Source organism: Cupriavidus laharis (assembly GCF_914271435.1).
In the GTDB taxonomy this organism is placed as follows: Bacteria; Pseudomonadota; Gammaproteobacteria; order Burkholderiales; family Burkholderiaceae; genus Cupriavidus; species Cupriavidus laharis.
Map to the genome: position 1 here is coordinate 52,721 of NZ_CAJZAI010000017.1, position 23,223 is coordinate 75,943.

The following is a 23,223-nucleotide window of genomic DNA, read 5'->3' on the forward strand; positions in this document are numbered from 1 at the left end:
ATCCCCCCGCGTAGCACAATCTGCCGGCGCCACTGCGACGCATAGGACAGCGGCCCCAAGACAGGCCGCACCCGGCAACTGAAGCGGCCAGCAAGTGCCGTGGAATCAACTGGCACGCCAGTCCCATCAACCACCCCTGCTGTGCCTGCCATCAAGGTCCTGCGGGACCGCGCCAGTTACTCACCTTTTTACATGTGACCATGCCTCGACGTCTGCCCTTCCCAAGTAGCACGCTCTCCACGGTGGTACGGCTTGTTGCCGCGCTGCCGTTGCCTGTCGCGCATGCGGCCGGGCGCATGCTGGGGCGGCTCGTGTACGCGCTGCCGGGCCGATACCGGCGGCACCTGCAGCAGAACGCCATCCAGGCCGGCTTCGCTGCGCCAGCCTTTGCTCGACAGGCCGCCGGCGAGACCGGTGCCATGATGACCGAACTGGCCCATGTCTGGTTTCGCAGCCAGGACTGCCTCGACAAGGTCATTTGCGACGACTGGGAGGTGATCGAACGCACCCTGGCGGAAGGCCGCGGGCTCGTCATGCTGACGCCGCACCTGGGATGCTTCGAGTTGGCCGCCCGCTACGCCGCGGAACGGATCTCGCTGACGATCATGTTCCGGCCCCATCGCAAGGCGTTGTTCCGGGACCTGCTCGATACCGTGCGCGGCGCGTCGAAACTGAAGGCAGTTCCCGCAACCGCGCAAGGCGTGCGCGCCTTCGTACGCGCATTGCGGCAAGGCGAGGCGGTCGGCCTGTTGCCTGATCAGGCGCCCAAGGGCGATGGCGTCTGGGTACCGTTCTTCGGCCGCAAGGCCTATACGATCACGTTGCCATGCAAGCTCGCCGCGCAAACCGGCGCGCCGCTCATCATTGCGGCTGGCGAGCGCCTGCCTGGCGGGCGGGGCTGGAGAATGCACGTAAAGCGCCTGACAGGTCCACTACCGCCGACGGCTGAAGAGCAGGCGGCATGGATCAATGCCGAGGTGGAAGAAATGGTCCGGCGCTTCCCCGAGCAGTATCTTTGGGGCTACAACCGCTACAAGGTCCCGTCCGGCACGCAGGCGCCCGATGAAAGTGGCGCCAAGGCTGCCAGTGCATCGTGACTGCCCGCAGCCCGGCGCATACCCTGCCTATTTGAGGTACTTCATCGTCGCAACGCCTGTTGCGACCAGCAGTTCTTCATCCAGCCAGACTTCGGCGCGCGAAAAGAAGATCGAACGCCCGCGCCGGTCGACCATCCCTTTCGCGGTCAGCAGCCTGCCCGTGCCGTTGCTCAGGAAGTTCGAAGTCAGCGACAACGTGACGGCATGCAGCGGCGCCTCGCCCGCCGGCGAGTAAAGGCCGGAATAACCGGTCGCAGCATCGAGCAAGGTACAGATGGTGCCGCCGTGGATCACACGGCTTCGGTTAAGCATGTGCGGGGCGACGTCCAGCTCCAGCTCCACGTAATCGCGGCGCCACTGGGTGATCCTGACACCGGCGCTTTCCAGTGCCGGGTTATCAAGGCAGAATCCGCGGCTCTCTTCACCGATAACAACGTCCGCGGCGCGGGCGGTCTCTAGGGATTGGTCTTTCATTTCACAAATCGGCGCCGCTCCTGACGGAGGCAAGCGCTTGACAGGCAACAAGGGGGGGTACACCGGGCTGGCCTTCCTGCCACTTTTGGTTGATCGCCAGACACCATGTGCGGCAGTCATCAGGAAGCGCTGACCCGTTTGCTATCGCACGACAGCAAGGGCGTAACTTGCTGCGATTTGCCCCTCTACGTAAATCTCGATTTCGCGAACGGTCCCTTTTGTCCGCATGAATGCTGGTGCAAGAATCCGGCTATCGGCGCCGGCATCAATGTGCCGACGCCCCCTGATAACCGTCCGTCAGCGCCTTCAGGCACGCCATCACATCGCGCATTTCCACCTCGATCATCAGGGGCTTGTCGCCTGGTTTGCCGCCGAACGGGCTTCCATGCTGATGTTGAACAGAGAACGCCCTTTACGCTTTGGACGTTTCAGCGAGTATGTCGCGGATCGCCTGTTCGAAGGCTTCCACCGGTTGTCCACCGGTCACGAGGTAGCGGCGGTTGAAGATGATCGCGGGCACGGAATGGATGCCCATTGCCTGGTTCTCCCGCTCTGCCTCACGGACCTCATCGGCATAGTCGTCGCCTTGCAGCACCTGACGCGCCCGCGCCGCGTCAAGTCCCACGGATTCCGCGACCTCGGCCAGCACGTCATGGCTGCTCGGATCCCTGCCCTCGGCATGGTAAGCCTCCAGCAGTGCCAGCTTGAGCGGCAGCTGGCGGCCCTCAAGCCCGGCCCAATGCAGCAGCCGATGCGCATCGAAGGTGTTGTAGACGCGCGTACGCGGGCCAAACTTAAAGCCAATGCTGGCACCACGCTCGCGGATCATCGCCTGGGTCTCGGCAATCTGTTCCGGCGTGCGCCCGTATTTCGTGCCGAGGTACTCGACAATGGCCTCGCCACCCGGCCCCATGTCGGGATTCAGCTCGAAAGGATGCACGGCAATCTCGGCCTCGACAGCATCGCCGAGGCGCGACAGCGCAAGCCGGAGCGAGGACAGGCCAATGGCGCACCAGGGGCACGATATATCGGAGACGAAGTCGATGCGGAGCGGTTGGGTCATGGTGTTAGTGGCGAACTGTGGAGGAAACGGCCTGATCCGGGATAGCGGCGACGAACAGGGTAACGCGAATTGCCAGGGCTTGCAGAAGCCAGGTCTCGTCAGAGCCTGCCGGCACGGATTCGTTCATTGCGAGCCCCCGATGGGACGAAGCCGTATGCTTGCATATTGCGTTTCGCGAGTAACATCGAACTCGCAAGCGTGGCATGGTTATCGGAGGTGCCCCCATGCGCCAGTTGAAACTGAGCAAGGCTTTTACCCTGATCGAACCGGGGCCTGTGGTCCTTGTGACAACCCATGACGGGAAGAAGGACAACATCATGACCATCTCCTGGACCATGGTGATGGATTTCACCCCGGTGTTTGCCATCACCACAGGCGAATGGAATTACTCCTTCGCAGCGTTGCGCGAAAACAGAGAGTGCGTCATTGCCATTCCCACCGTCGAGTTGCTGGACAAGGTGGTTGGCATCGGGACGTGCACCGGGGCAGACACAGACAAGTTTTCCACGTTCGGGCTCACACCCGTGCAGGCCGGGCTCGTCAGGGCACCCTTGATCAAGGAGTGCCTCGCCAACATCGAATGCAAGGTCATCGACATCGTCGAGAATCACGACATTGTTGTGCTGGAGGGGGTCGCCGCATACATCGATACCGCACGCAAGGAAAGGCGCACGGTTCACGCGGTTGGTGACGGAACGTTCATTGTCGACGGCCGCAAGATTGACCGGAGGAAGATGATGGCCTCCAAGCTTCCATCCGGTGTCTAGCGATGTCCAGCGTTCGTTGGCCGGCTCTCCCAGGTTGGAATGGCTTCCGGACTGCGAAACCGGGGTATGGCGTCATGGGTTCCGCGCGGGTTGAGGCGCTACGCCATGATATTGACGCCGCCATCTACGTACAGCGTCTCGCCTGACAGCCGACGGGCATAGGGTGTGGCCAGGAATGCGCACGTAAATCCGACATCCATGACGTCGACCAACTCGCCCAGCGGTGCACGCTGCGCTGCGTCCGCGAGCATCAGGTCAAAATCCTTCAGCCCAGAGGCGGCCCTGGTCTTGAGCGGCCCCGGCGATATCGCATGCACGCGAATTCCACGAGGCCCAAGCTCATACGCGAGGTAGCGCGACACGGCTTCGAGCGCAGCTTTTACCGGGCCCATGACGTTATAGTTGGGCACGACCTTGTTGGCACCGTAGTAGCTCATCGTGAACATCGTGCCGCCGTCCCGCATCAGCGGAGCAGCCAGGCGTGCCATCCGGACGAAGGAATGGCAGGAAACGTCCATCGCTTTGGCGAACCCTTCGGCAGAACAGTTCAGCAGTCCGCCCTGCAGGTCGTCCTTCGGTGCCCAGGCGACCGAGTGCAGCAGGATATCGAGCTTGCCCCATTTGTCCTGGATCTCCTTGAACAGTGCCTCCATCTCGGCCTGGCTGGATACGTCGAGTGGGAGGAAGATCGGTGCCTCAAGCTCCTGCGCCACCGGCTCGACATACTGCCTGGCCTTGTCGTTGGCATAGGTGATCGCTACCTCCGCACCCAGCTCGCGAAAGGCCTTGGCGCAGCCATAGGCGATTGAATGCTCATTCGCGATGCCGCAGACCAGTGCCTTGACATTGGCCAGGATCGGCTGTTGTACCTGAACTGTCATCTCACCTCTCCTTGGAGATTCGTCTCGCTCCGCGTGCTGACGCCCATGAAACCACCCACCATCACCGTGGCGCCATCGGGAATCATGCGTGCCGCATCCTCGCTCGAGATGGTCTTCATCGCGCCCCCGCGTCGATCAATGCCTTGGTATGCCTGGCGATCATCAGTTCTTCATCCGTCGGGATCACCCATACCGCAACCTGCCCGGATGCCTGGCTGATGCGCGCCGCGCCACTGGCATTGGCCGCGGCATCGACCGTTACCCCCAACCAGGCCGCCTGGCGGCACACGCGGTCCCGGATCACGGCCGCATGCTCGCCAATGCCTGCGGTGAAGACCAGCGCGTCGAGGCCCTGGGCCGCCGCGGCGAGCGAGCCGAGCTCCCGCCCGATACGGTAGGTGTACAACTCCACCGCCAGGCGGGCGCGCGCTTCGTCGCTGGCGAGCAGCACCCGCATATCGCTCGAGATGCCGGAAACGCCGAGCAGTCCGGACTTGCGGTAGATCAGGTCCTCGATGTCGCGAGCGTCCATGCCCAGCTCGCTGATCAGGTACAGGATCACCCCCGGATCGAGGCTGCCGCAGCGCGTACCCATCGGCAAGCCGTCGACCGCGGTGAACCCCATGGTGCTGGCCACGCTGCGTCCGGCCACAAGTGCACACATGCTGCTGCCGTTGCCAAGGTGGGCCACCACGGTGCGGCCGGCCGCGGCCCCGGCGTCGACACCGGGCAGGACGCTGGCGATGTACTCGTAGGAAAGCCCGTGAAAGCCGTAGCGCCGGATGCCGCGCTCGGTCATCGAAGCCGGCAGCGCAAAGGCCTGGGCGATCTCCGGCTGCGCCCGGTGGAAGGCGGTGTCGAAGCAGGCTACCTGTGGCAGCTCCGGCCGCCGTTCGGCGAGTATCCGGATCGGCTTGAGGTTGTGCGGTTGATGCAAGGGCGCCAGCGGGCAAAGCGTATCCAGCTCTGAAAGAAGTTCTTCGCTTACCAACGCGGGCTGCGTGAAGCGTACACCGCCATGCACTACGCGGTGCCCCACTCCGACAAGCGTATGGCCTTCGCCATGACCTCGCAGGAAGTCCGCAAGAAAAGCAACGGCACCGCCATGTCCCAGCTCGGTCCCTTCCCCCCACTGCCTGGCCTCGACTTCCGTGCCGGAGGCATCCGACGCGCGGAAGCTCGGCGACGTGTAGAGGCCGTCGATGCTGCCCCGCAGGACCAGTTTGAGTGCGTCGCCGTGGGCATCGTAAGCGCAGTACTTCAGGCTCGACGAACCCGCGTTCAGAACAAGGATCACGTCAGCCATATCATCACCCCCGTATCTGGCCGGATTCCCGGCGAGCCTTGGCCACCAGCGCTGCCACCGCACATGATGCCAGGCGGGTCATGACAGCGTCGGCGCGGCTGGTGAGGATGATGGGCACTCGCGCGCCCAGCACGATGCCCGCAGCATCGGCGCCGGCCAGGAATGTCAGGCTCTTGGCGAGCATATTGCCGGCGTCCAGGTCTGGCACCAGCAGCACGTTGGCCCGCCCGGCCACTGGCGACTCGATCTTCTTGATGCGTGCGGCATCCAGGTTGATGGCATTGTCCAGTGCAAGCGGGCCGTCGACCACCGCACCGGTTATCTGGTGCCGGTCGACCATCTTGCATAGCGCGGCCGCTTCCACAGTGGACGGCACCTTTGGATTGACCGTTTCCATCGCCGAGAGGATCGCAACCCGTACTTCCTTGACCTGAAGCGCGTGCGCGAGATCGATGGCGTTCTGCAGGATATCTGCCTTTTCCTCCAGCGTCGGCGCGATGTTGACGGCGGCGTCGGTAATGATCAGTGCGTCCTCGTGGCCGGGCACATCCATCACGAAGCAGTGGCTGATCCGCCTGGCCGTGCGCAAGCCGCTATCTCCCCTGACCACCGCCCCCATCAGCTCATCGGTGTGCAAGCTGCCCTTCATCAGGGCCTCGGCCTTGCCTTCGCGAACCAGCCGCACTGCGGCAGCAGCGGCGGCATGGCTGTGCTCGGCATCGACGAGCGGATACTGGCTGATATCGATCTCATTGGCACGGGCAACCTCTTCGATGCGATCGCGCGGCCCAACCAGGATCGGTGCAATCAGGCCCAGCCGCGCTGCCTCTACCGCCCCCTCCAGCGAACTCCGGTCGCAAGGATGGGCGACCGCGGTGGGCGTGGGTGGGATGGACTTGCAGTAGTCGATCAAACGCTGATACTTCTCGTGTATGGCATTCACGGGCTTTCTCCTGCGTCACCAGGTTGCTGGTGGTTTCCGGCGGCCGCCGGCACATGGCACTAAGAGGCGCGCACAAGCGGTACCGCGGCGCGACGCGGCCGGTCAGCCTTGACCGACAGGACCGCTCGGATACGCTCCAGCATCGCGGCCTGCTCGGCCGTCGGCGCACTACCAAGCAGCCGCTCGTCGACCCTGAGCTTCTCGGCGAGTGCCTGCAGGCGGTCGCGATCGGTCTTGTCACGTAGAAGGGCTGGCAGCGTCTCAAGCGCCTGCTCCGGCGCGTACAGCGTGATGAGTTCCTGCTGGCCACGAATCCGGCGCCACGCCTCCGGCAGCAGTTCCGGCAGCAGTTCTGCGTAGTCCGTCACCAGTTCCTTGCGCAGTTCGAGCCTCGACAGCGGCAACGGCTCGCCCTCTCGCTTGAGCAGGCATGCCAGCCGGGCGATAGCCTCCGCGTAGCCGCCCTGCTCGATCGATGCCAGCGCTGCCTTGACCTCCGGCAGTTCCCGTGGCTCGGTAACCGCCGGCGGACCGGCATGTGACATCTTGTCCGGCGGAATGAAGGAGAGCAGATTCGCGTACAGGTTAAAGAAGGTGGCTTCCGTCATCGCATCGCGCACGGCACGGTAGGCGTCAAGACCTGCGCTGAGCATTTCCGCGCCGGCCTGCTCACGCTGCCGCAGGGGATGGTCGGCGTCCAGCGCCTGCCGGTTCGCCCTGACCGCATCGGCAGCGGGGCCCAGCCACGCCATCCACGGATTCAGGTCCGAGAACGCCCAGTTCTGCATCCGTAGTGGATGGAACTCGCGCAGCATTCGCGCCGTCGCCTCGTTCGACATAGCCTGCACGTACGGCTGGGCGAAGAGTTCATAGGCGCGCTGGTTGAATTCCGACACGGCAGCCACGGCCTCGAACGGCTTCTCGTCTGCACGCTCGAAGCGGTTGAGCCTTTTCGCTATCTCTTCGAGCGAATGTTCGTGGAACTCGACCTCGTACTCGACGCCGCTACCAGACTTGCGTTCGTGGATCACCATGCCATAGAGCCCCGGAGGCAACAGCTCGATGCTCTGCAGCACGGAAACAATCTGCGCGTGCTCCTTCTGCGCGACCTTGCCCGAGACGAAGATGCCGAGGTGGCCGACGTCCTGGTGCATCATCCCGACGATGACCTGACCTCGGGCCTTGATCTCCTCGGTGCTCCCATAGACATCCACCACCCAGTTGAATGCCTGTTGTGGCGGCGTGATGTTGTCCCCCATCGAGGCAAACAGCACGATGGGCGCCTTGATGTCGCGTAAATCGAAAGCCTTTCCGCCGGCATCCTTGACATCGCCGCTCCAGAGCTTGTTGCCCACGAAGAGGTTGCGCGTGATCCATTCGATCTCTTCGCGGTTCATCAGGTAATAGCCGCCCCACCAGTGTTCGAACTCCAGGAAACGCGGCGGCTCGGTATCGGCCTTGCGGTACAGGTTGTAGTACTTGTCCCACAAGCTGTTGGCGGGGTTCAGGTTCTCGAAATTCTGGACCAGCCAGGCGCCATCGAACTTGCCATTGCCCAGGTCAGCCGTCAGGGAAGCCAGCCAGGTCCCTCCGAGCAGGCCACCTGAGTAGCGCATCGGGTTATCCCCTTCGCCCTCGCTCCAGGCACCGCCCCAGTAAGACATCGGCGCGCCGTTGATGACAATGGGGCCGGTGTCGTCCGGATCCGACGCGGCGAGCATCATGGCGGCCCAGCCTCCCTGGCAATTGCCGATGATGGCCGGCTTCTGGCTGTCAGGATGCAGCGCACGCACCTTCCTGATGAACTGCTGCTCCGCTTCGCACACGTCCAGCAGCGTTTGCCCGGGCTCCGGATCGCGGAAAAAGATGACGAAATAGACTGGGTGGCCCGCGCGCAGTGCCACGCCAACCTGGGAGTCGTCCTTGAAGCCGCCGATTCCAGGGCCGTGGCCGGCACGCGGGTCGATGATGACGTAGGGGCGACGACGGTTGTCGACGGTAACGCCCGCTGGCGGTGTAATCCTCAGCAGCGCATAGTTGACCGGCCGGGCGAAGCTGCGGCCGTCCAGCACGGTTTCGTACTCGAAGTGCAGAACAGGCTTGAGGCCTTGGGCCGCATTCTCAACAAAGTTGTTGCCACGCTGCCTGATTGTGTCCCAGAACAGGATGGCACGCTGCATGCCGTCGACCGCGTAGGCATAGTAGTTCATCGGATCCACAGCGGACATCCAGCTTGCGGGCGTCGCTGCCTCGCCGGCCATGGCTTCCTGCGCGCGATGACTGAATGCCTCCTGCGCATTCTTCAGCCGCTTTTGCAGCACCACGCTCGTCTTGACGCCCACTTCACGCGCGTGAGCCAACTTCTTTCCTGCATCCATGCTGCCCTCCGCTAAAGAAGAATTGCTGCAAACCTCCGGGTCAGGAAAGCCCGATCAGGAGCACTGCGGCGACACCGTGGCTTCGTGGCCTCCGCTGCAGACACGTCTGGCCCCGACAGCGCTTTACTCAGAATTTGTCGACCGCGCTTCAGCTAAAACGCTCCCTCAGAACCTGCGCGCTGATCTGTAGCCCCTTCCAGTACATGCCGTGGATACGCCCTTTCAATTTGTCCAGGGCATCACTATCGAGCGCATCGAAGGTCACCCTGGCGGCAGGCCTGGTGCCATCGCCTTCGAGGTACTCGATGTCGTTGAACTGTGGCAACCCATACTTGACCAGGAAGGCGCCGATTTCCTCGTCCGTGGCGTCAGGACCGATATTCGCAAGCAACAAGACAGACATACACGCCTCCACAGCGGATCAGCACGATCGGGATCAAGAGAAGTACCACCACGTAGAGCGACCATGCGGCGTGAGCGGCACCGTACGCTTCCGCCTGATAACACCACGACGTAGCGTTGTTCAGTTCGAGGGCACCACTCTATCCGGAACCGCAGCGTTGCCCGACATGAAATCTTTCCCACGTCGAGATAAAAAAAGCTTTCACCGCAGGGAATGAGAATGGTTAAGCATATCAAGCGAACATGTACTTGATGGACCGCTGGCGCGGTCGACTTAGACGGTTGCACAAGGGAGACTTGCCACCGGCGATGTCACATGAATGCCTTTGGGGGCCGCATTTTGAGCAAGCTGCACCTGTCACGGTGGGCCCAAGTCCGCGCGTTCTTCCGAACAGGTTCGTCGCCGGTTTGCGGGAGAGATCTGTGGTAGTGAGGATTGGGTTGTTGTGCTTGGCAGGCGTCGAGATCGAGATAGCGCCCGGCGGTACGGTTTCAGCCCAGGTCCATCGCACCGCCCGGGTTCGACGGCGTGCCGTCGGCGACGGGGTTCACCCAGTGGCCGTCCGGAAAGATCCGGAAGTCGCGTCCAATCCGGCGGGCGCCTCGAACACCATCGGGCCATCCTTGCCGAGATCAAGGTAGCACATAGCATGGATCACGTCCGAGTTCGGCGTGGTGACCAGCGTCTTCGCGTCGAGCCGCTTCTTCCGTACCTGCAGCACGTTGTAGCCCGCACCAAACGCTTTCTCCGAACCTGACTTCATGCCGAGCGTGTTGATCAGCGGCATCGCCCGCAGGTAGGTCTGCGTGGCGCGCTGGAAGAACAGTTCGTCCCGCAGCGCCCACGCCGATCTCGCACGCCAGCCGCGCCAGTCCCTCGGCGTCGATATCGGCCAGGCCGACAAGCCAGCCGCGCGAGGCGAATAGCAGCGCCGTCTGGCGGCCGATGCCGGAGGCGGCGCCGGTAATGAAGATGGATTTCCGTTGCGTCATGGCGATCCTGTACGGGTATGGCTTCAGCGCGCCGTGTAGCCGCCGTCGATGACGAGCTCCGAGCCTGTCATGTAGCGCGACTCATCCGACGCCATGAACACCAGCGCCGGCGCGATCTCCTCAGCCAGAGCGAGGCGGCCGAGCGGAATGCGGCTGACGATGTCGGCCTGCAGCGCCTGCCCCACGTCGGCTGGCATGGCGGCCAGCGCGCCGGAAACCATCGGCGTGGCGATGTAGCCGGGGTGCAGCGAGTTCACGCGGATGTTGTAGCCGTGCGCGGCGCAATGCAGCGCGGCAGACTTGGTCAGCAGGCGCACGCCGCCCTTGCTGGCGTTGTAGGCCGCCAGGTTGGGCTCGCCGACGATGCCCTCGATCGAGGACACATTGATGATCGAGCCGCCCCGCCCCTTCATGGCGACGATGGCCTTTTGCGTGCCGAGGAAAACGCCGTCGAGGTTGATCTCCAGCACGGCACGCCAGTCCTTCAGGCTGATCTGCTCGATGCTTCCCAGCCGGCCTACGCCGGCGTTGTTGACCAGCACGTCCAGCATGCCGGCCACAGCGATCGCGCGGTCCCAGTCGGCTTCCTGCGTCACGTCATGCGCCAGCGCTGTCACCGCATGACCCGCCGCCGACAGGCGCTCCGTCTCGGCTTCCACGCGGGAACGGTCGATATCGGTCAGCACAACCCGGGCGCCCTCGCGCGCAAAGCGCTGCGCGGTGGCGAGGCCCAGGCCACTGCCCGCGCCGGTGATCAGGGCAGTCTTGCCTTGTAGTCGGTTCATCTCTGTCTCCCGTCTTATTTCGAATGAATGGCCTGCGCGCGGCTTGCGTCATGGGCAGCCGGCGTGCGTGTCCTCGGTCGGAAAGGCAGCCCATCTCGCGAGACGACGGGCAGCCAGATCAATCAGAGCGGTCCGATCAGCGAACCTGCTCGCTCCAGCAGTGCAGGCCGTCTTCCGCCAGGCCCGCCATCAGCTGGCGATGGCCGAAGGCGCGCGTGGCCGGCTGGAAGCCCGTGGCCAGCAGCTCGCCCTTGAGCAGCCGCTCTGCGGCGATGGCCGACAGCGCACCGGTGGTCAGGTACGGCGACGTCACGTGCAGCAGGATCTGCTTGCCGCCGGTGGTGCCGCGCGCCCAGACCGAGATCATGGTCTGGTTGATCTTCGGCACCTCGCGCGGCGGCGTGGTGGCCATGGCCATGCCCCAGGCGTTGGTGACGTCTTCCAGTTCCTGTTGCGATTTGGTCCTGGCGAGCTCCGCGTACTCCTTCATGCGGCCGACCACGAAATCGACCAGCGGGCCCTTCGGGAAGGCCACCAGCACCGAGCAGTTCAGCACGCGCGGATCCTTCTCCAGCCAGATCGGCTCGAAGCCGCCGCCCCACGGCAGGCCGGCATGGATGGTGTGGCTGCCCGGCACGGCCACGTCGAGCACGGTGTTGGCCGGCCAGGTGGCCATGGCGCCGTTCTGCTTGAGCGGGTTGGGCAGGCACAGCATGCGCAGGAACGACAGTGTCGACGCCACGGTCGGCGCGCTCTTCGGCGCATACAGGATGTCGAGCGAATCGATGGCCGGGTCTTCCAGCGCGATCTCGGCGGCGATCATGCCGGCCGTCCACATGAACGAGCAGCCCGGCGACAGCAGCAGGCCCTTCTCGGCGAAGGCCTCGTGGTACTTGTCGCGCAGCAGCATCGTCCAGTCCTGCTCGCCGGTGGTGTCGAGGTAATGGCAGCCGTTTTCCAGCGCGGCCTTCACCACCGGCTCGCCAAGCTGGCCGAACGGGCCGACCACGTTGATCACGACCTTCGCGCCGGCCAGCAACTGTTTCAGGCTGGCTTCGTCGTGGCTCACGGCCTCGATCTGCACCTGGTGGTCACCCGGCACCCTGGCCAGTTCGGTGGCGATCTTGTCGCGGCTGCGGCCGGCGGCGACGAAAGGCAGGCCGCGCTTCGTGAGGTATTCGGCAATCAGCCTGCCGGTGTAGCCCGTGATGCCGTAAACGACGATGGGATGCTTGGTGGTCATCAGTTGTCTCCTGTTGGGATCTGCGCGGTGCCCGGTCAGGCACCGGTGATTGTGTAAAGGGACTCAGGCAGCGGCGCCGCAGCGCTGCTCGGCAAACACGGCTTCGGGCACGGCTTCGAACTGCTCCAGCAGGAAGCGGTTTTGCGGCTTTTCGGATGCGGTCTTCGGGATAGCGTCGACGACCTGCACGTAGCTCGGCACGAAGTTGGCCTCGAGCACGGCGCGGCAGGCACGGAAGACCGCCTGGGCGTCAAACCCGGCGGCGTGCTTCGGCACCACGCTGGCGACCACGTCCTTCTCGCCGGGCGCGCCGCTGGCAGCCTTCACGCCCCAGACGTAGACGTCATCGACCAGCCCGCTGTCGGCAATCGCCTTCTCGATGAAGCCCGGGTTGACGAAGTCGCCGTTGTGGCGCAGCCCGCCGCCCTTGCGGTAGTGGAAGAACAGCCAGCCAGCTTCGTCCTCGTGGACGATGTCTCCCATCCACAGCCAGCCGTCCTTGCCTTTGGCAGCCGAGGCGGCAGGGTTCTCGAAGTAGGCGACGTGAAACGGCGAGCCGTCCTTCGGGCGGAACAGCAGTTCGCCCGGCTCGCCCTTCCCGACGTCGTTGCCCTGCTCGTCGACGATGCGGTACTGCAGGTTCGGCGCCGGCTTGCCGATGCTGCCGACCGGGCCCACGCCCACCGGCTTGAACGTCAGGCCGCCCTCGGCCGCGCCGTAGAACTCCAGCACGTGCAGGCCGAAGCGCTGCTCGAACTGCGCCCAGATCGCCGCCGGCATGCCGGCGGAGACGACGAAGCGCACCGGGTTGTCGGCGTCGTCGGCGCGCGGCGGCTCGGCATACACGGCGGTGGTCATGCCGCCCAGCAGCGTGAAGCTGGTGCAGCCGTAGCGGCGCGTGATGTCCCACAGGCGGCGCTTGGTGAAACGGCGCGACAGCACGCAGGGGATATGCGCACTCAGCGCAGCGCCGAGCGTGATGCCCTGCGCGTTGGCGTGCGTCAGCGAGAGGCCCGAGTAGAGCCGGTCGCCCGGCTGATAGCCGACCGCGCGCGGCACGATGGCCGCCGACTCGCAGAAGCGCCGGTGCGTCATGACGATGCCCTTGGGGTCGCCCGTGGTGCCGGACGTGAAGATGATCTCCATCGCGCAGCCGGGGTCGGTCGTGCGCAAGCCCAGCGATGGCATCGTATCGGGCAATGCAGTAGCGTAGTCGATCACGCCGGGGAAGGTTGCCGGAGCCGGCGCGCCTTCGTCGGTCGCCAGGCCGATCACCCACTCCAGGCCGGGCACCTGCGCACGGATTTCAGCGACTTGCGCCAGCGCATAGTCGGCAGCGATCACGCCCTTGCAGCGCGCGCTGTTGAGCATGAAGGCGAGCTTGTCGCCGCGCGTGCGGGGGTCGATCGGCACGAATACCGTGCCGGCCACCGAGGATCCCACCATGCAGTCGACGAACTCGGCATGGTTCGCCATCAGCAGCGCGAAGTGCTCGCCCGGCGCCATGCCGCGGTCGATCAGGCATTGCGCCGCGCGCTGGCCGGTCTCCCACAGTTGACGGTAGGTCCGCACGACATCGCGCCCCTCGCCGTTCTCGAAGGTGACGATGGCCAGGTCGGGGTCGGTCTGCGCCCGGTTGGCCACGATGTGGCCGAAGATGTTTTCTTCCAGACTCATGGTGTTACTCGCGTTCGAGGATGGTGGCGACCGTGGCCGCGGCGTCCGTGCCGATGGCGCCGCCGCCGTTGTGGGCCAGCGCGAGACGCGCGCCGGCCACTTGCCGGGCACCGGATTGCCCGCGCAGCTGCTCGGTCAGTTCGACGATCTGCGCGCAGCCGGTGGCGCCGATCGGATGCCCCTTGCGCAGCAGGCCGCCCGACACGTTGACCGGAATGCGGCCGCCCAGCCGCGTATGGCCACCGGCCAGCAGCGCAGCGCCTTCGCCGGGCGCGCACAGGCCGAGGTATTCGTAGGCGAGGATTTCGGACGGCGCCGAGGCGTCATGCAGTTCCACGCACGACAGGTCGTCCGGGCCCACGCCGGCCGCCGCGTAGGCCCGCCGCGCGGCCAGTCCGCCCACGCTGTCGTGCTCCTCATCGCTGCCGTCCCAGCCTGTCGCCAGCACACTCGCGGCGATACGCACGCGGTGGCGCAGGCCCATCTCGCGCGCCTTGCGTGGACTGACCAGCACCACGGCCGCCGCGCCGTCGCCGATCGGCGAGCACATCGGCAGCGTCAGCGGATCGACGATGGCGCGCGACTGCAGCACCTGCTCGACCGTCAGCCGCTCGCGGAACTGCGCGCGCGGGTTCAGGCTGCCGTGGAAGGCGTTCTTCTCGACCACGCGGGCAAAGTCCTCGGCGGTCGTGCCATATGCCTTCATGTGGCCGCGCGCCATCATGGCGTAGATGTCCATGAAGACCGAGCGGGCGGCCGAGGGGCCGGCATCCTCATATGGCAGCCCGGCGGCGCGCGCCATGCGCTTGACGACATTGAGCGCGCCCTCTGGATCTTCCACGTCCACCGCGCTCAGGAAGGCGCCGAGGCTGCGCGACTTGTCTTCGTGAAACAGCTTCTCGTAGCCACATGCCAGCACTATGTCGTAGTAGCCCGCTGTCACCATCGCCGCGGCCTGCTGCAGCGCCGTCGACGATGACGCGCATGCGTTCTCCACGTTGACCACCGGGATTGCCCCGATGCCCATGCCGCGCAGCACCACCTCGCCGCGGATCATCTCCTGCCCGGTCACCACGCCGGCGGCGGCGTTGCCCATCCAGGCGGCCTGCACGTCGGCGGCATCGAGACCGGCGTCATCGAGCGCGGCGCGGATCGCGCCGGCAGCCAGTGCCTTGAGTGTCTTGTCGGCGTGCTTGCCGAAGGTCGTCATGCCGACCCCGGCCACGTAGGCGTTCATCTTCATGGATGGCTCCCGTTCACAGGCGCTCGCGGTCGATCAGCAGCGTGCCGCCCTTGATGGCGAGCATCTCGTTGCAGCCGTCCTCGATCATCGACGAGCGCGCATCGCGCATCAGCTTCTCGACCGGGTACTCGCGCGTCACGCCGTTACCACCGAACATCTGGATGGCGTCGCTGGCCACCTCGAAGGCGGTCTGGGTCGAGGTGATCTTGCTGGCGATGGAGCCCTGCAGCGCCGGCACCGGCGCGGTCGCGTTGAACAGATGGACGCGATGATTCAACGCGCGGGCCGCTTCCACGCGGCGCATCATATGGAACAGGCGCGAACGCACGTTCTGGTGGCGAATGATCGGCACCCCGCCCTGCTTGCGCTCGTGGGCGTAACCATGCGCATGCTCGTAGGCACGTCGTGCAGCGCCTACCCAGATGCTGCCCATCAGCGCATTGGCTTCGGTGAGGATGGCGTAGATGGCCTGCTCGTACTCGGCGCCGGGCCCGGCCAGCAGGTGGTCGGCAGGAATCTGCACACCGTCGAAGAACAGCTCGCCCTGTGGCAGTGCGCGCTGGCCCATCTTCTCCAGCGGCTTGCCACGCTTGACGCCCTCCACATCCAGCGGCACCAGCACCACGCACTGCTTGTGCTCGCCGCTGCCATCGTCATAGGCGGCGAACAGCACGCACAGCTGCGCCACGGTGCCGTTCGAGACCCAGGCGGCCTTCTGGCCGTCGACGACGAAACCGTCGCCCTGCGGACGCACGACGCAGTTGGAGCGGCCGTACTCGCTGCCCGGCTGCGCGCACATGCGGCCGAAGTCGAGCGTATCGCTGCCGTGGTCGGGCTCGGTGATGCCCCAGCAGCCGATCGCCGAGCCTTCGGGATAGCGGGACAGCAGCGCCGTCTTGCCGGTGGCGTAGATCATCAGCCACGGAAGCAGTGACGCGCCCAGCGACACGGCCAGACCGCCGTCGCCGGCGCCGAGTTCCTCGAAGATGATGGGCATCAGCCGGCCACGCTCGCCGGCGGGCAGTTGCAGCAGTTCGCCGAGGGTCAGGCCCAGCTTCTTGAACTCTGAAAAGAGCTGCCAGTACGGGGAATCGGGCTCGATCACCTCGGCCGCGCTGAGCTTGTCCAGGCGTGCCGCAAGGGGTTCCATCACGATCTGGGCGAACTTCCGGGTGCTGGCCTGGATGGCCTGCTCCACCTCGCTCAGGGGAGCCTCGAATCCGGTCGGGCAAAGGGTTACCTGCAGGGCATGCGCAGTCATGGGTGTCTCCGGCGATCTGGGTCTGGTGGAGGGGCCGCGTGCACGGCCTTCGTTGATGGAATGCATTCTCGGCAATCCGCCAGCCTTCCCCCATCCCCTCGCGTAGGCACAAAATGGGGGATGGCAAACGGGGGATGGGACTATCCCTAAGGGTCCCCTATCCCCTACCCGTCACCGGCATACTGGCGACCAGGCCACCCACGATTCGTGCACCACGCACCACTTTTCATCTGTGAGAACCGACCGGAAAAGCTCCCCGAGACTGGACGACCTCTCCTTTCTCAAGCCCAAGGTGACGCCGCCCAAGCCGCCGCTCGGCGTGATTCCCCGCGCGCGGCTGGCCGGGTTGGCGGATCGGGTCGAATCGAGCCTGCTGACCGTGGTGCGCGCGCCCGCCGGCTATGGCAAGACAACCCTGGCGCTGGCCTGGGCCGATGCGCTGCGCCAGCGCGGCGGGCTGGTGGCCTGGCTGTCGCTCGACCCCGAGGACGACGAGCCGCTGCGATTCATGCATTACGTGCTGCGCGCCCTGCAGCAGCCCATGCCGGGGCACGACGACGAAGATGGCGGCACGGGCCTGGGTCAGATCGGCGTGAATGCAAACGAACTGCTGGCCATCGTGCTGAACGAGGCGGCCGAGCATGGCGAAGAGATCTATCTGTTTATCGACGACTTCCATCACATCGCCAGCGAGCCCACGCAGGAACTCGTGACGGCGCTGCTGCGGCACGCCCCGTCCAACTTCCACCTTGTGCTGATGTCGCGCGTGGCGTCGACGCTGCCGCTGAGCCGCCTGCAGGCACAGGGGCAGGTGGTCGAGGTGGACGCCCGCGACCTGCGCTTCACGCCCGAAGAAACCGGCAGCCTGCTGCGCGCCAACGACATGCCCGCGACCCACGCCGCGCCATTGCTGGCGCTGACAGACGGCTGGGCCGCCGCGCTGAAGCTCGCCGTGCTGGCACGTTCGGGGCGCGAGGAGATGGTCTCCGCATCGAACCTGGGCGGCCTCGCACGGCTGGGGGAACTGGCGCGCGAACTGCTGCACCAGTTGCCGCCTGACGAGGTTGCCTTCCTTGAACAGACAGCGGTGGCCGAACGCCTGTGTGCGCCGCTCTGCGAAGCGATGACGGGCGTCGCCGCGAGCCAGGCCATGCTGGAGCGGCTGGAGCGCCGACTGCTGCTGACCCGGCTGACCGAAGATGGCGCCTGGTTCTCCTGCCACCAGTTGCTGCGCGATGTCCTGACGGCTCGCCTTGCCGCCAGCTGCCGCGACACGGTCGCCGCGCGCCACCGCGATGCCAGCCGCTGGTACGCCATGCAGGAAAGCTGGACCGACGCTGTGCGGCACGCCTTGCTGGCAGGCGACCCGAAGCAGGCGGTCGAATGGATCGAACGATGCGCGATGGGTCTGGTCAAGCGCGGCGACCTGCTGACGCTGCTGAACTGGGAAACCCAGCTGCGCACCGCGTTGATCGGCTGTCCGCTTCCGTTACGGCTTGCCATCGCATGGGCGCATGTGCTCGGCGCCTACAGGCCCGACAACGACCGCCTGCTCGATGCCATCGAGGAAGAGGCGCAACTCGCCGAACCGGAGCAGGCTGCCCGCATCCACTGGGAATGCCAGGTGGCGCGCGCCATCGCACTCGCCCTGGGCGAGCGGCCCGGCAAGGCCGGCGAGCTCGCTACGGCCTGCCTGCAGTCGCCACAGGGCGACGCCTGGATGGTCAATTCGGCTTACAACGTGCAGGTCTACGACCACCTGAAGGCGCGCCGCTGGGCGGATTTCTACGCATCGCCGGTACTGCCCTATCGCGAGGACGAGCACGAGAGCAACGTCTTCAGTTCCATCTACCGCTTCACGCTGCGCGGGCTCGGCCATCTGCTGCAACTGCAGGCCGGCGCCGCCGAGCGGAGCCTGAAAGAGGCGCTGCGGCTCGGCATCCGCCATACGGGCACACAGTCTCTGCCGACGACATTGCCGGCTGTCGTGCTGGCGTGGCTGCACTACGAGCGCATGGAGTTCGACGAAGCCGCGCAACTGCTGGAAGGACGGCTCTCCATCATCCCGGCATCGGGGTTCGGCGATGGCATCCGCATGGCCTATGCGATTGCCGCGCGGCTGGAATACCGGCAGGGCAACGCCGAACGTGCCAACGAACTGCTCGAACAGGCCGCTTCCATCGCCCACGGGCTGGGGCTTGTGCATCTCGAAGTCGGCGTGCTGCTCGAACGGCAACGCCTCATGCTGCAGGCGAACCGGCTCTGGGAAGCGCAGGCCTGCGCCAAGCGCATCGAGCAACTCGCCGACCCCGGGCATCCCGATGCCGACTTCGCCGACGACCTGGCCGTCATGGCATCGCTGGCACGCAGCCACCTCGATCTTGCCGAAGGCCGCCCCTCCGAGGCGGCTGCCACGTTCCGCCACTGGCACGACCGCGCCACGGCACGCGGCGACTACCATCTGGCCATGCAGTGCGTCGCCATGCTGGCCATGGCGAGCCAGGCTGCCGGCGATACCCATGCGGCCCACGACGCCCTCTCGCAATACCTGGAACTCGCCGGGCCGAATGGCTTCAAGGCGACCTTGCTGGACTTGGGCTCCGCATCGGACCTGCTTCTGAAGTCCTACTCGACCGGGTCCTCCGCCGGCCAGCTTTCCCTCCCTGCCGCGACGCTATTCCAGGCGATGATCACGCCCGCCGGTCAACAGGGCGGCACTACCATCGCCACGGCCGGTACGCTTCTCAGTCCGCGCGAGCGCGCCATTCTTGCGCTAATCGCACAGGACAAGTCCAACAAGGAAATCTCGCGTGTGCTGAGTATCGCGCCCGAGACAGTCAAGACCCACGTCAAGCACATCTTCGGCAAGCTGGAGGTCAACAAGCGCACACATGCCGTGAAACGAGCGATGTCGCTGCGCCTGTTGCCGCCAGGCGGACAGGCGTGACGCGCCGGCCAAGCCGGCGAAATAGCCACGCCGGCCAAGCACGCCAACCCAATCCTCCCCACAGACCCACAATTCAGCGAAGAACCATAAAAAAACCCGCGGCCAAAACCGCGGGTTTTTTTATTTCATCAAGCCTTAACCGGCTCAGACTTCCTCATACAGCGGCAGCGTCAGGAACTCGGCAAAATCTTCCGACGTCGACATCTGCTCGAAGATCTCGGCAGCGCGGTCATACGTCTTGGTTTCGCCGCCAACCTCGGCCTTCACCTTGGCCAGCTCTTCCGGGATCAGCTTGCGCACCAGCTCGGCCGTGACCTTGGTGCCGTCTTCCAGCTTGCCTTTCGGCGAGCGGATCCACTGCCAAACCTGCGAACGCGAGATTTCGGCGGTGGCCGCATCTTCCATCAGGTTGTGGATCGGCACGCAGCCGTTGCCAGCCAGCCAGGCGCCCAGGTAGTGGATGCCGACGTTGATGTTCATGCGCAGGCCGGCTTCGGTGATCGGGGTTTCCGGCTGGAAGTCCAGCAGGTCCGAGCCCTTCACGTGCACGTCCGGGCGCTGCTTCTCGAACTGGTTGGGCTTGTCGCCCAGCACGGCCACGAATTCCTTCATGGCGGGCTCGACCAGGCCCGGGTGGGCCACCCAGCCGCCGTCGTAGCCGTCGGTGGCGTCGCGCTTCTTGTCGTTGATGATGCCTTGCATGGCGATGGCGTTCTTCTCCGGATCGTTCTTGATCGGGATCAGTGCGCTCATGCCGCCCATGGCGGGCGCGCCACGGTGGTGGCAGGTCTTCAGCAGCAGCAGCGCGTAGGCGCGCATGAACGGCGCGGTCATGGTGACCTTGGCGCGGTCGGCCAGGCAGAAGTCCTTGTCGTTCTTGAACTTCTTGATGCACGAGAAGATGTAGTCCCAGCGGCCGGCGTTCAGGCCAGCGCTGTGCTCGCGCAGTTCGTACAGGATTTCATCCATTTCGAACGCGGCGAGGATGGTCTCGATCAGCACGGTGGCCTTGATCGTGCCTTGCGGCAGGCCAATCTCGTTCTGCGCCATCACGAAGACGTCGTTCCACAGGCGTGCTTCCAGATGGCTTTCCATCTTCGGCAGGTAGAAGAACGGGCCGGCACCGCGTGCGATCTGCTCCTTGGCGTTGTGGAACAGGAACAGCGCGAAGTCGAAGATGCCGCCCGAGATGCGCTTGCCGTCGATGGTGACGTGCTTTTCATCCAGGTGCCAGCCGCGCGGACGCACCTGCAGCGTGGCGATCTTGTCGTTGAGCTTGTACAGCTTGCCCTTCGATTCCAGCGTCAGCGTGCGGCGCACGGCGGCCTTGAGGTTCACCTGGCCCTGCATCTGGTTGTGCCAGTTCGGGGTGTTGGAATCCTCGAAGTCGGTCATGTAGCTGTCAGCGCCCGAGTTGAAGGCATTGATGACCATCTTGGCCTCGACCGGGCCGGTGATTTCCACGCGGCGGCATTCCAGGGCCTTGGGAATCGGGGCAACCTTCCAGTCGCCTTCGCGGATGTGCTTCGTTTCGGGCAGGAAGTCGGGCACTTCGCCGGCGTCCAGGCGCTTGGCGCGCTCCACGCGGGCGGCCAGCAGTTCCTGGCGGCGCGATTCGAAGGCGCGGTGGAGTTTGTCTACCAGCGCCAGGGCTTCCGGTGTGAGGATATCTTCGTAGGCCGGCAGGATCTCGCCGGTAATCTTCATGCCCGCGGGCAGCGTGATAGCCATCAGTCTTCTCCTGTTAGTCGATAGCTGGTTAGAGGGTCGACCGCTCGTTGCCGTTCAGACGTCCACGCCTTGGGCGCGGACGAATTCGAGCAGGTCATTCATGTCGTGTCCGGTGCCGGAGGGCGCTACGTCGAGCCGCTCCGCCGGGTGGCCGGCACGGTTGATCCAGAACGTGGTGTAGCCGAACCAGGTGGCCCCGCACGCATCCCAGCCGTTGGAAGAGACAAAGAGGATCTCCTCGGCCGGCAGCTTGAATGCCTTGGGCCCAAGCGCATAAGCCTCCGGCGCCGTCTTGTACTGGCGCACGGCGTCGACGGACAGCACGTGGTCGAACAAGCCGTGCATGCCCGCGCTCTTGACGGAGATGTCCAGCATCTCGGCATTGCCATTGGACAGGATGCCCAGCGGCAGGCCCGCGCGGCGCAGGCGCTTGAGGGCGCCCAGATTCTCCGGAAAAGCCGACAGGCACGCGTATTCCTTGAGCAGCTGCGCCTCGGTCACGTCGTCCAGCTTCACCTGCAGGCGTTCCGCCGCATAGCGCAGCGAATCGATCGTCAGGGCCCAGAACGGCTTGTAGTACTTGCCATCGGGCGCGGCCATGGTGCGGATGCGCGTGTAGTCGATCTGGCGTTCGCGCCACAGCAACGCCAGCGCCTCGCCCTTGCCGGGGAACAGCTGCTCCGCGCGCGCCGTGACGGAATACACGTCGAACAGCGTGCCGTAGGCGTCGAAGACGACTGCGCGGATCTTGGTCATGAGGCGCTCTGGTTCCCTTGGTCAGGTCTTGCCGCAGGCGTTTGCGTGGGGCTGTACACCATTGAATGCATGGCATTGTAGGCAGTCGCTGCAGTGCGGCAAAGCCAGCCCGGGTCACTTGATCTTTTACTTTTCGGCATCTAATCTTGGCTGACTCATTCGACAATAAACACCAATCCCCCTCTTATTTGCGCAAAATCCCCGTCCGCCAGCTCACGCGGGGGATCGCGCTGGCATCGCAGGCAAACATTCGTGGACCATTTCAAACAACTGGAGACTTTTGTATCCGTTGCTTCGCGCGGCAGCCTGTCCGCCGCGGCGGCGGCCGAAGGCGTAGCCCCCGCCATCATCGGGCGGCGTATCGATGCCCTGGAAGAGCGGCTGGGCGTCAAGCTGCTGATCCGCACCACGCGCAAGATCAGCCTGACCTTCGAAGGCTCGGCCTTCCTGGAAGACTGCCAGCGCATCCTGAACGACCTGCACAACGCGGAAGCCAGCGTCTCCGCGGGCGGCGTGAAGGCCAGCGGGCACCTGCGTGTCACGGCCCCTGCGGGCTATGGACGCAAGCACGTGGCGCCGCTGGTGCCACTGTTCATCGAGTCGCACCCCGATGTGACGATTACGCTGGACCTGTCCGACCGCGTGGTGGATCTCGTCAACGAAGGCTTTGACTGCGCCATCCGCCTGGGTGACCTGCCCGACTCCAGCCTGGTTTCCATCCGCCTGGCCGAAACCCATCGTGTGGTGGTGGCATCACCAGACTACCTGGCGCGCACGGGCACGCCGGCTGCGCCTGAGGATCTGCAGCGCCACAATTGCCTGGCTTTCGGGGCAAGCGCCAATGTGCAGCGTGGCTGGGTATTCCAGCAGGAAGGCCGCGCTGTCACGGTCAAGGTGGGCGGAGACATGGAATGCACGGACGGCGCCGTGCTGCACGAATGGTGCCTGCAGGGCCATGGGCTGGCCTGGCGCTCCTGGTGGGAGGTCGGCAGCGAAATTGCGAGTGGCAGGCTGGTGACGGTGCTCGATGCGTTCCAGGCACCGCCGATCGGCATCCATGCCGTGTTTCCGCAGCGCAAGCACCTGCCGCTGCGTGTGCGGCTGTTCATCGACCACCTGAAGAACACTTACGGCAACCCGGCCTACTGGCGCCGCACCGAGCAGGCGCCGATGCGGCCTGCCATCGCGGCCGTAGCGGGCTGAGGCGGTCCGTAGATCGCAGGATGTGCGCTGTGGCACACTATTGCAATTGATATAGCGCAATGCCCTACTCGGC

Annotated in this window: 19 protein-coding genes and 1 pseudogene; 4 read left to right on the forward strand and 16 right to left on the reverse strand. The window is 65.0% G+C overall.

The genetic code is table 11. The features are described 5' to 3' along the window. Window positions 1-200: 200 nt before the first annotated feature. Complete coding sequence (locus LDO29_RS23870; RefSeq protein WP_224082216.1) at window positions 201-1,097, forward strand: lysophospholipid acyltransferase family protein; 897 nt, start codon at window positions 201-203, stop codon at window positions 1,095-1,097. 27 nt (window positions 1,098-1,124) lie between these two features. On the opposite strand, the gene LDO29_RS23875 is transcribed toward LDO29_RS23870, so the two are convergent. Then, the gene (locus LDO29_RS23875; protein WP_224082217.1) at window positions 1,125-1,571 is read right to left on the reverse strand and encodes a PaaI family thioesterase; all 447 of its coding nucleotides are present in this window, start codon (window positions 1,569-1,571) and stop codon (window positions 1,125-1,127) included. 412 nt (window positions 1,572-1,983) lie between these two features. Then, on the reverse strand, window positions 1,984-2,634 hold the full coding sequence (locus LDO29_RS23880; protein WP_224082218.1) for a DsbA family oxidoreductase: 651 nt from the start codon (window positions 2,632-2,634) through the stop codon (window positions 1,984-1,986). 224 nt (window positions 2,635-2,858) lie between these two features. On the opposite strand from LDO29_RS23880, the gene LDO29_RS23885 reads away from it, so the two are divergent. Then, window positions 2,859-3,401, forward strand: coding sequence for a flavin reductase family protein (locus tag LDO29_RS23885; protein WP_224082219.1), 543 nt, complete (start codon window positions 2,859-2,861; stop codon window positions 3,399-3,401). A gap of 98 nt (window positions 3,402-3,499) precedes the next feature. On the opposite strand, the gene fabI is transcribed toward LDO29_RS23885, so the two are convergent. From fabI to LDO29_RS23945, 12 genes and pseudogenes are all read right to left on the reverse strand, one after another. Continuing rightward, window positions 3,500-4,282, reverse strand: a complete 783-nt coding sequence (gene fabI, locus LDO29_RS23890) for an enoyl-ACP reductase FabI (protein WP_224082220.1) — start codon at window positions 4,280-4,282, stop codon at window positions 3,500-3,502. A 115-nt stretch (window positions 4,283-4,397) separates the two neighbouring features. Beyond that, window positions 4,398-5,588 (reverse strand): acetate/propionate family kinase, encoded by a 1,191-nt coding sequence (locus LDO29_RS23895; protein ID WP_224082221.1) that lies wholly within the window; start codon window positions 5,586-5,588, stop codon window positions 4,398-4,400. 4 nt (window positions 5,589-5,592) lie between these two features. Further along, on the reverse strand, window positions 5,593-6,531 hold the full coding sequence (locus LDO29_RS23900) for a phosphate acetyltransferase (protein ID WP_224082222.1): 939 nt from the start codon (window positions 6,529-6,531) through the stop codon (window positions 5,593-5,595). Between the two features lie 59 nt (window positions 6,532-6,590). After that, complete coding sequence (locus tag LDO29_RS23905) at window positions 6,591-8,909, reverse strand: DUF3141 domain-containing protein (protein WP_224082223.1); 2,319 nt, start codon at window positions 8,907-8,909, stop codon at window positions 6,591-6,593. A 148-nt stretch (window positions 8,910-9,057) separates the two neighbouring features. Further along, entirely contained in the window at window positions 9,058-9,312 is a 255-nt protein-coding gene (locus tag LDO29_RS23910) for an RNA-binding protein (RefSeq protein WP_224082224.1), read from the reverse strand. Between the two features lie 547 nt (window positions 9,313-9,859). Beyond that, complete coding sequence (locus LDO29_RS28240) at window positions 9,860-10,099, reverse strand: DUF1254 domain-containing protein (protein ID WP_318035529.1); 240 nt, start codon at window positions 10,097-10,099, stop codon at window positions 9,860-9,862. 112 nt (window positions 10,100-10,211) lie between these two features. Then, window positions 10,212-10,304: pseudogene (locus LDO29_RS28245) on the reverse strand (hypothetical protein); the annotation flags it as partial. Between the two features lie 23 nt (window positions 10,305-10,327). Beyond that, window positions 10,328-11,089 (reverse strand): glucose 1-dehydrogenase, encoded by a 762-nt coding sequence (locus LDO29_RS23925; RefSeq protein WP_224082226.1) that lies wholly within the window; start codon window positions 11,087-11,089, stop codon window positions 10,328-10,330. A gap of 136 nt (window positions 11,090-11,225) precedes the next feature. Beyond that, window positions 11,226-12,332: a saccharopine dehydrogenase family protein gene (locus LDO29_RS23930; protein ID WP_224082227.1), complete on the reverse strand. Its 1,107-nt coding sequence runs from the start codon at window positions 12,330-12,332 to the stop codon at window positions 11,226-11,228. A 63-nt stretch (window positions 12,333-12,395) separates the two neighbouring features. Further along, the gene (locus tag LDO29_RS23935; protein WP_224082228.1) at window positions 12,396-14,009 is read right to left on the reverse strand and encodes an AMP-binding protein; all 1,614 of its coding nucleotides are present in this window, start codon (window positions 14,007-14,009) and stop codon (window positions 12,396-12,398) included. Window positions 14,010-14,013: 4 nt separating this feature from the next. Then, window positions 14,014-15,252 (reverse strand): thiolase family protein, encoded by a 1,239-nt coding sequence (locus LDO29_RS23940; protein WP_224082229.1) that lies wholly within the window; start codon window positions 15,250-15,252, stop codon window positions 14,014-14,016. Between the two features lie 13 nt (window positions 15,253-15,265). Continuing rightward, window positions 15,266-16,513, reverse strand: a complete 1,248-nt coding sequence (locus LDO29_RS23945) for an acyl-CoA dehydrogenase family protein (RefSeq protein WP_224082230.1) — start codon at window positions 16,511-16,513, stop codon at window positions 15,266-15,268. Between the two features lie 292 nt (window positions 16,514-16,805). Between LDO29_RS23945 and LDO29_RS23950 the strand changes: the two genes are divergently transcribed. Beyond that, entirely contained in the window at window positions 16,806-19,460 is a 2,655-nt protein-coding gene (locus LDO29_RS23950) for a helix-turn-helix transcriptional regulator (RefSeq protein WP_224082231.1), read from the forward strand. A gap of 144 nt (window positions 19,461-19,604) precedes the next feature. Here LDO29_RS23950 and aceB read toward each other — a convergent pair whose 3' ends face one another. Then, window positions 19,605-21,191, reverse strand: coding sequence for a malate synthase A (aceB, locus tag LDO29_RS23955; RefSeq protein WP_224082232.1), 1,587 nt, complete (start codon window positions 21,189-21,191; stop codon window positions 19,605-19,607). Between the two features lie 54 nt (window positions 21,192-21,245). Beyond that, window positions 21,246-21,947 carry a haloacid dehalogenase type II gene (locus tag LDO29_RS23960; RefSeq protein ID WP_224082233.1) on the reverse strand — a complete coding sequence of 234 codons (702 nt, stop codon included), beginning with the start codon at window positions 21,945-21,947 and terminating at the stop codon, window positions 21,246-21,248. Window positions 21,948-22,199: 252 nt separating this feature from the next. Here LDO29_RS23960 and LDO29_RS23965 point away from each other — a divergent pair, with 252 nt between their 5' ends. Further along, window positions 22,200-23,150 (forward strand): LysR family transcriptional regulator, encoded by a 951-nt coding sequence (locus LDO29_RS23965; protein ID WP_224082234.1) that lies wholly within the window; start codon window positions 22,200-22,202, stop codon window positions 23,148-23,150. The last annotated feature ends 73 nt before the right edge of the window (window positions 23,151-23,223 follow it).

Excerpts from the sequence above, each read along its gene's own strand:
- LDO29_RS23905 (WP_224082223.1), bottom strand. The coding sequence starts at position 8,909 with ATGGATGCAGGAAAGAAGTTGGCTCACGCGCGTGAAGTGGGCGTCAAG.
- LDO29_RS23935 (WP_224082228.1), bottom strand. The coding sequence starts at position 14,009 with ATGAGTCTGGAAGAAAACATCTTCGGCCACATCGTGGCCAACCGGGCG.
- LDO29_RS28240 (WP_318035529.1), bottom strand. The coding sequence starts at position 10,099 with ATGCCGCTGATCAACACGCTCGGCATGAAGTCAGGTTCGGAGAAAGCG.
- LDO29_RS23945 (WP_224082230.1), bottom strand. The coding sequence starts at position 16,513 with ATGACTGCGCATGCCCTGCAGGTAACCCTTTGCCCGACCGGATTCGAG.
- LDO29_RS23910 (WP_224082224.1), bottom strand. The coding sequence starts at position 9,312 with ATGTCTGTCTTGTTGCTTGCGAATATCGGTCCTGACGCCACGGACGAG.
- fabI (WP_224082220.1), bottom strand. The coding sequence starts at position 4,282 with ATGACAGTTCAGGTACAACAGCCGATCCTGGCCAATGTCAAGGCACTG.
- aceB (WP_224082232.1), bottom strand. The coding sequence starts at position 21,191 with ATGGCTATCACGCTGCCCGCGGGCATGAAGATTACCGGCGAGATCCTG.
- LDO29_RS23880 (WP_224082218.1), bottom strand. The coding sequence starts at position 2,634 with ATGACCCAACCGCTCCGCATCGACTTCGTCTCCGATATATCGTGCCCC.
- LDO29_RS23930 (WP_224082227.1), bottom strand. The coding sequence starts at position 12,332 with ATGACCACCAAGCATCCCATCGTCGTTTACGGCATCACGGGCTACACC.
- LDO29_RS23925 (WP_224082226.1), bottom strand. The coding sequence starts at position 11,089 with ATGAACCGACTACAAGGCAAGACTGCCCTGATCACCGGCGCGGGCAGT.
- LDO29_RS23885 (WP_224082219.1), top strand. The coding sequence starts at position 2,859 with ATGCGCCAGTTGAAACTGAGCAAGGCTTTTACCCTGATCGAACCGGGG.
- LDO29_RS23895 (WP_224082221.1), bottom strand. The coding sequence starts at position 5,588 with ATGGCTGACGTGATCCTTGTTCTGAACGCGGGTTCGTCGAGCCTGAAG.
- LDO29_RS23960 (WP_224082233.1), bottom strand. The coding sequence starts at position 21,947 with ATGACCAAGATCCGCGCAGTCGTCTTCGACGCCTACGGCACGCTGTTC.
- LDO29_RS23875 (WP_224082217.1), bottom strand. The coding sequence starts at position 1,571 with ATGAAAGACCAATCCCTAGAGACCGCCCGCGCCGCGGACGTTGTTATC.
- LDO29_RS23870 (WP_224082216.1), top strand. The coding sequence starts at position 201 with ATGCCTCGACGTCTGCCCTTCCCAAGTAGCACGCTCTCCACGGTGGTA.
- LDO29_RS23940 (WP_224082229.1), bottom strand. The coding sequence starts at position 15,252 with ATGAAGATGAACGCCTACGTGGCCGGGGTCGGCATGACGACCTTCGGC.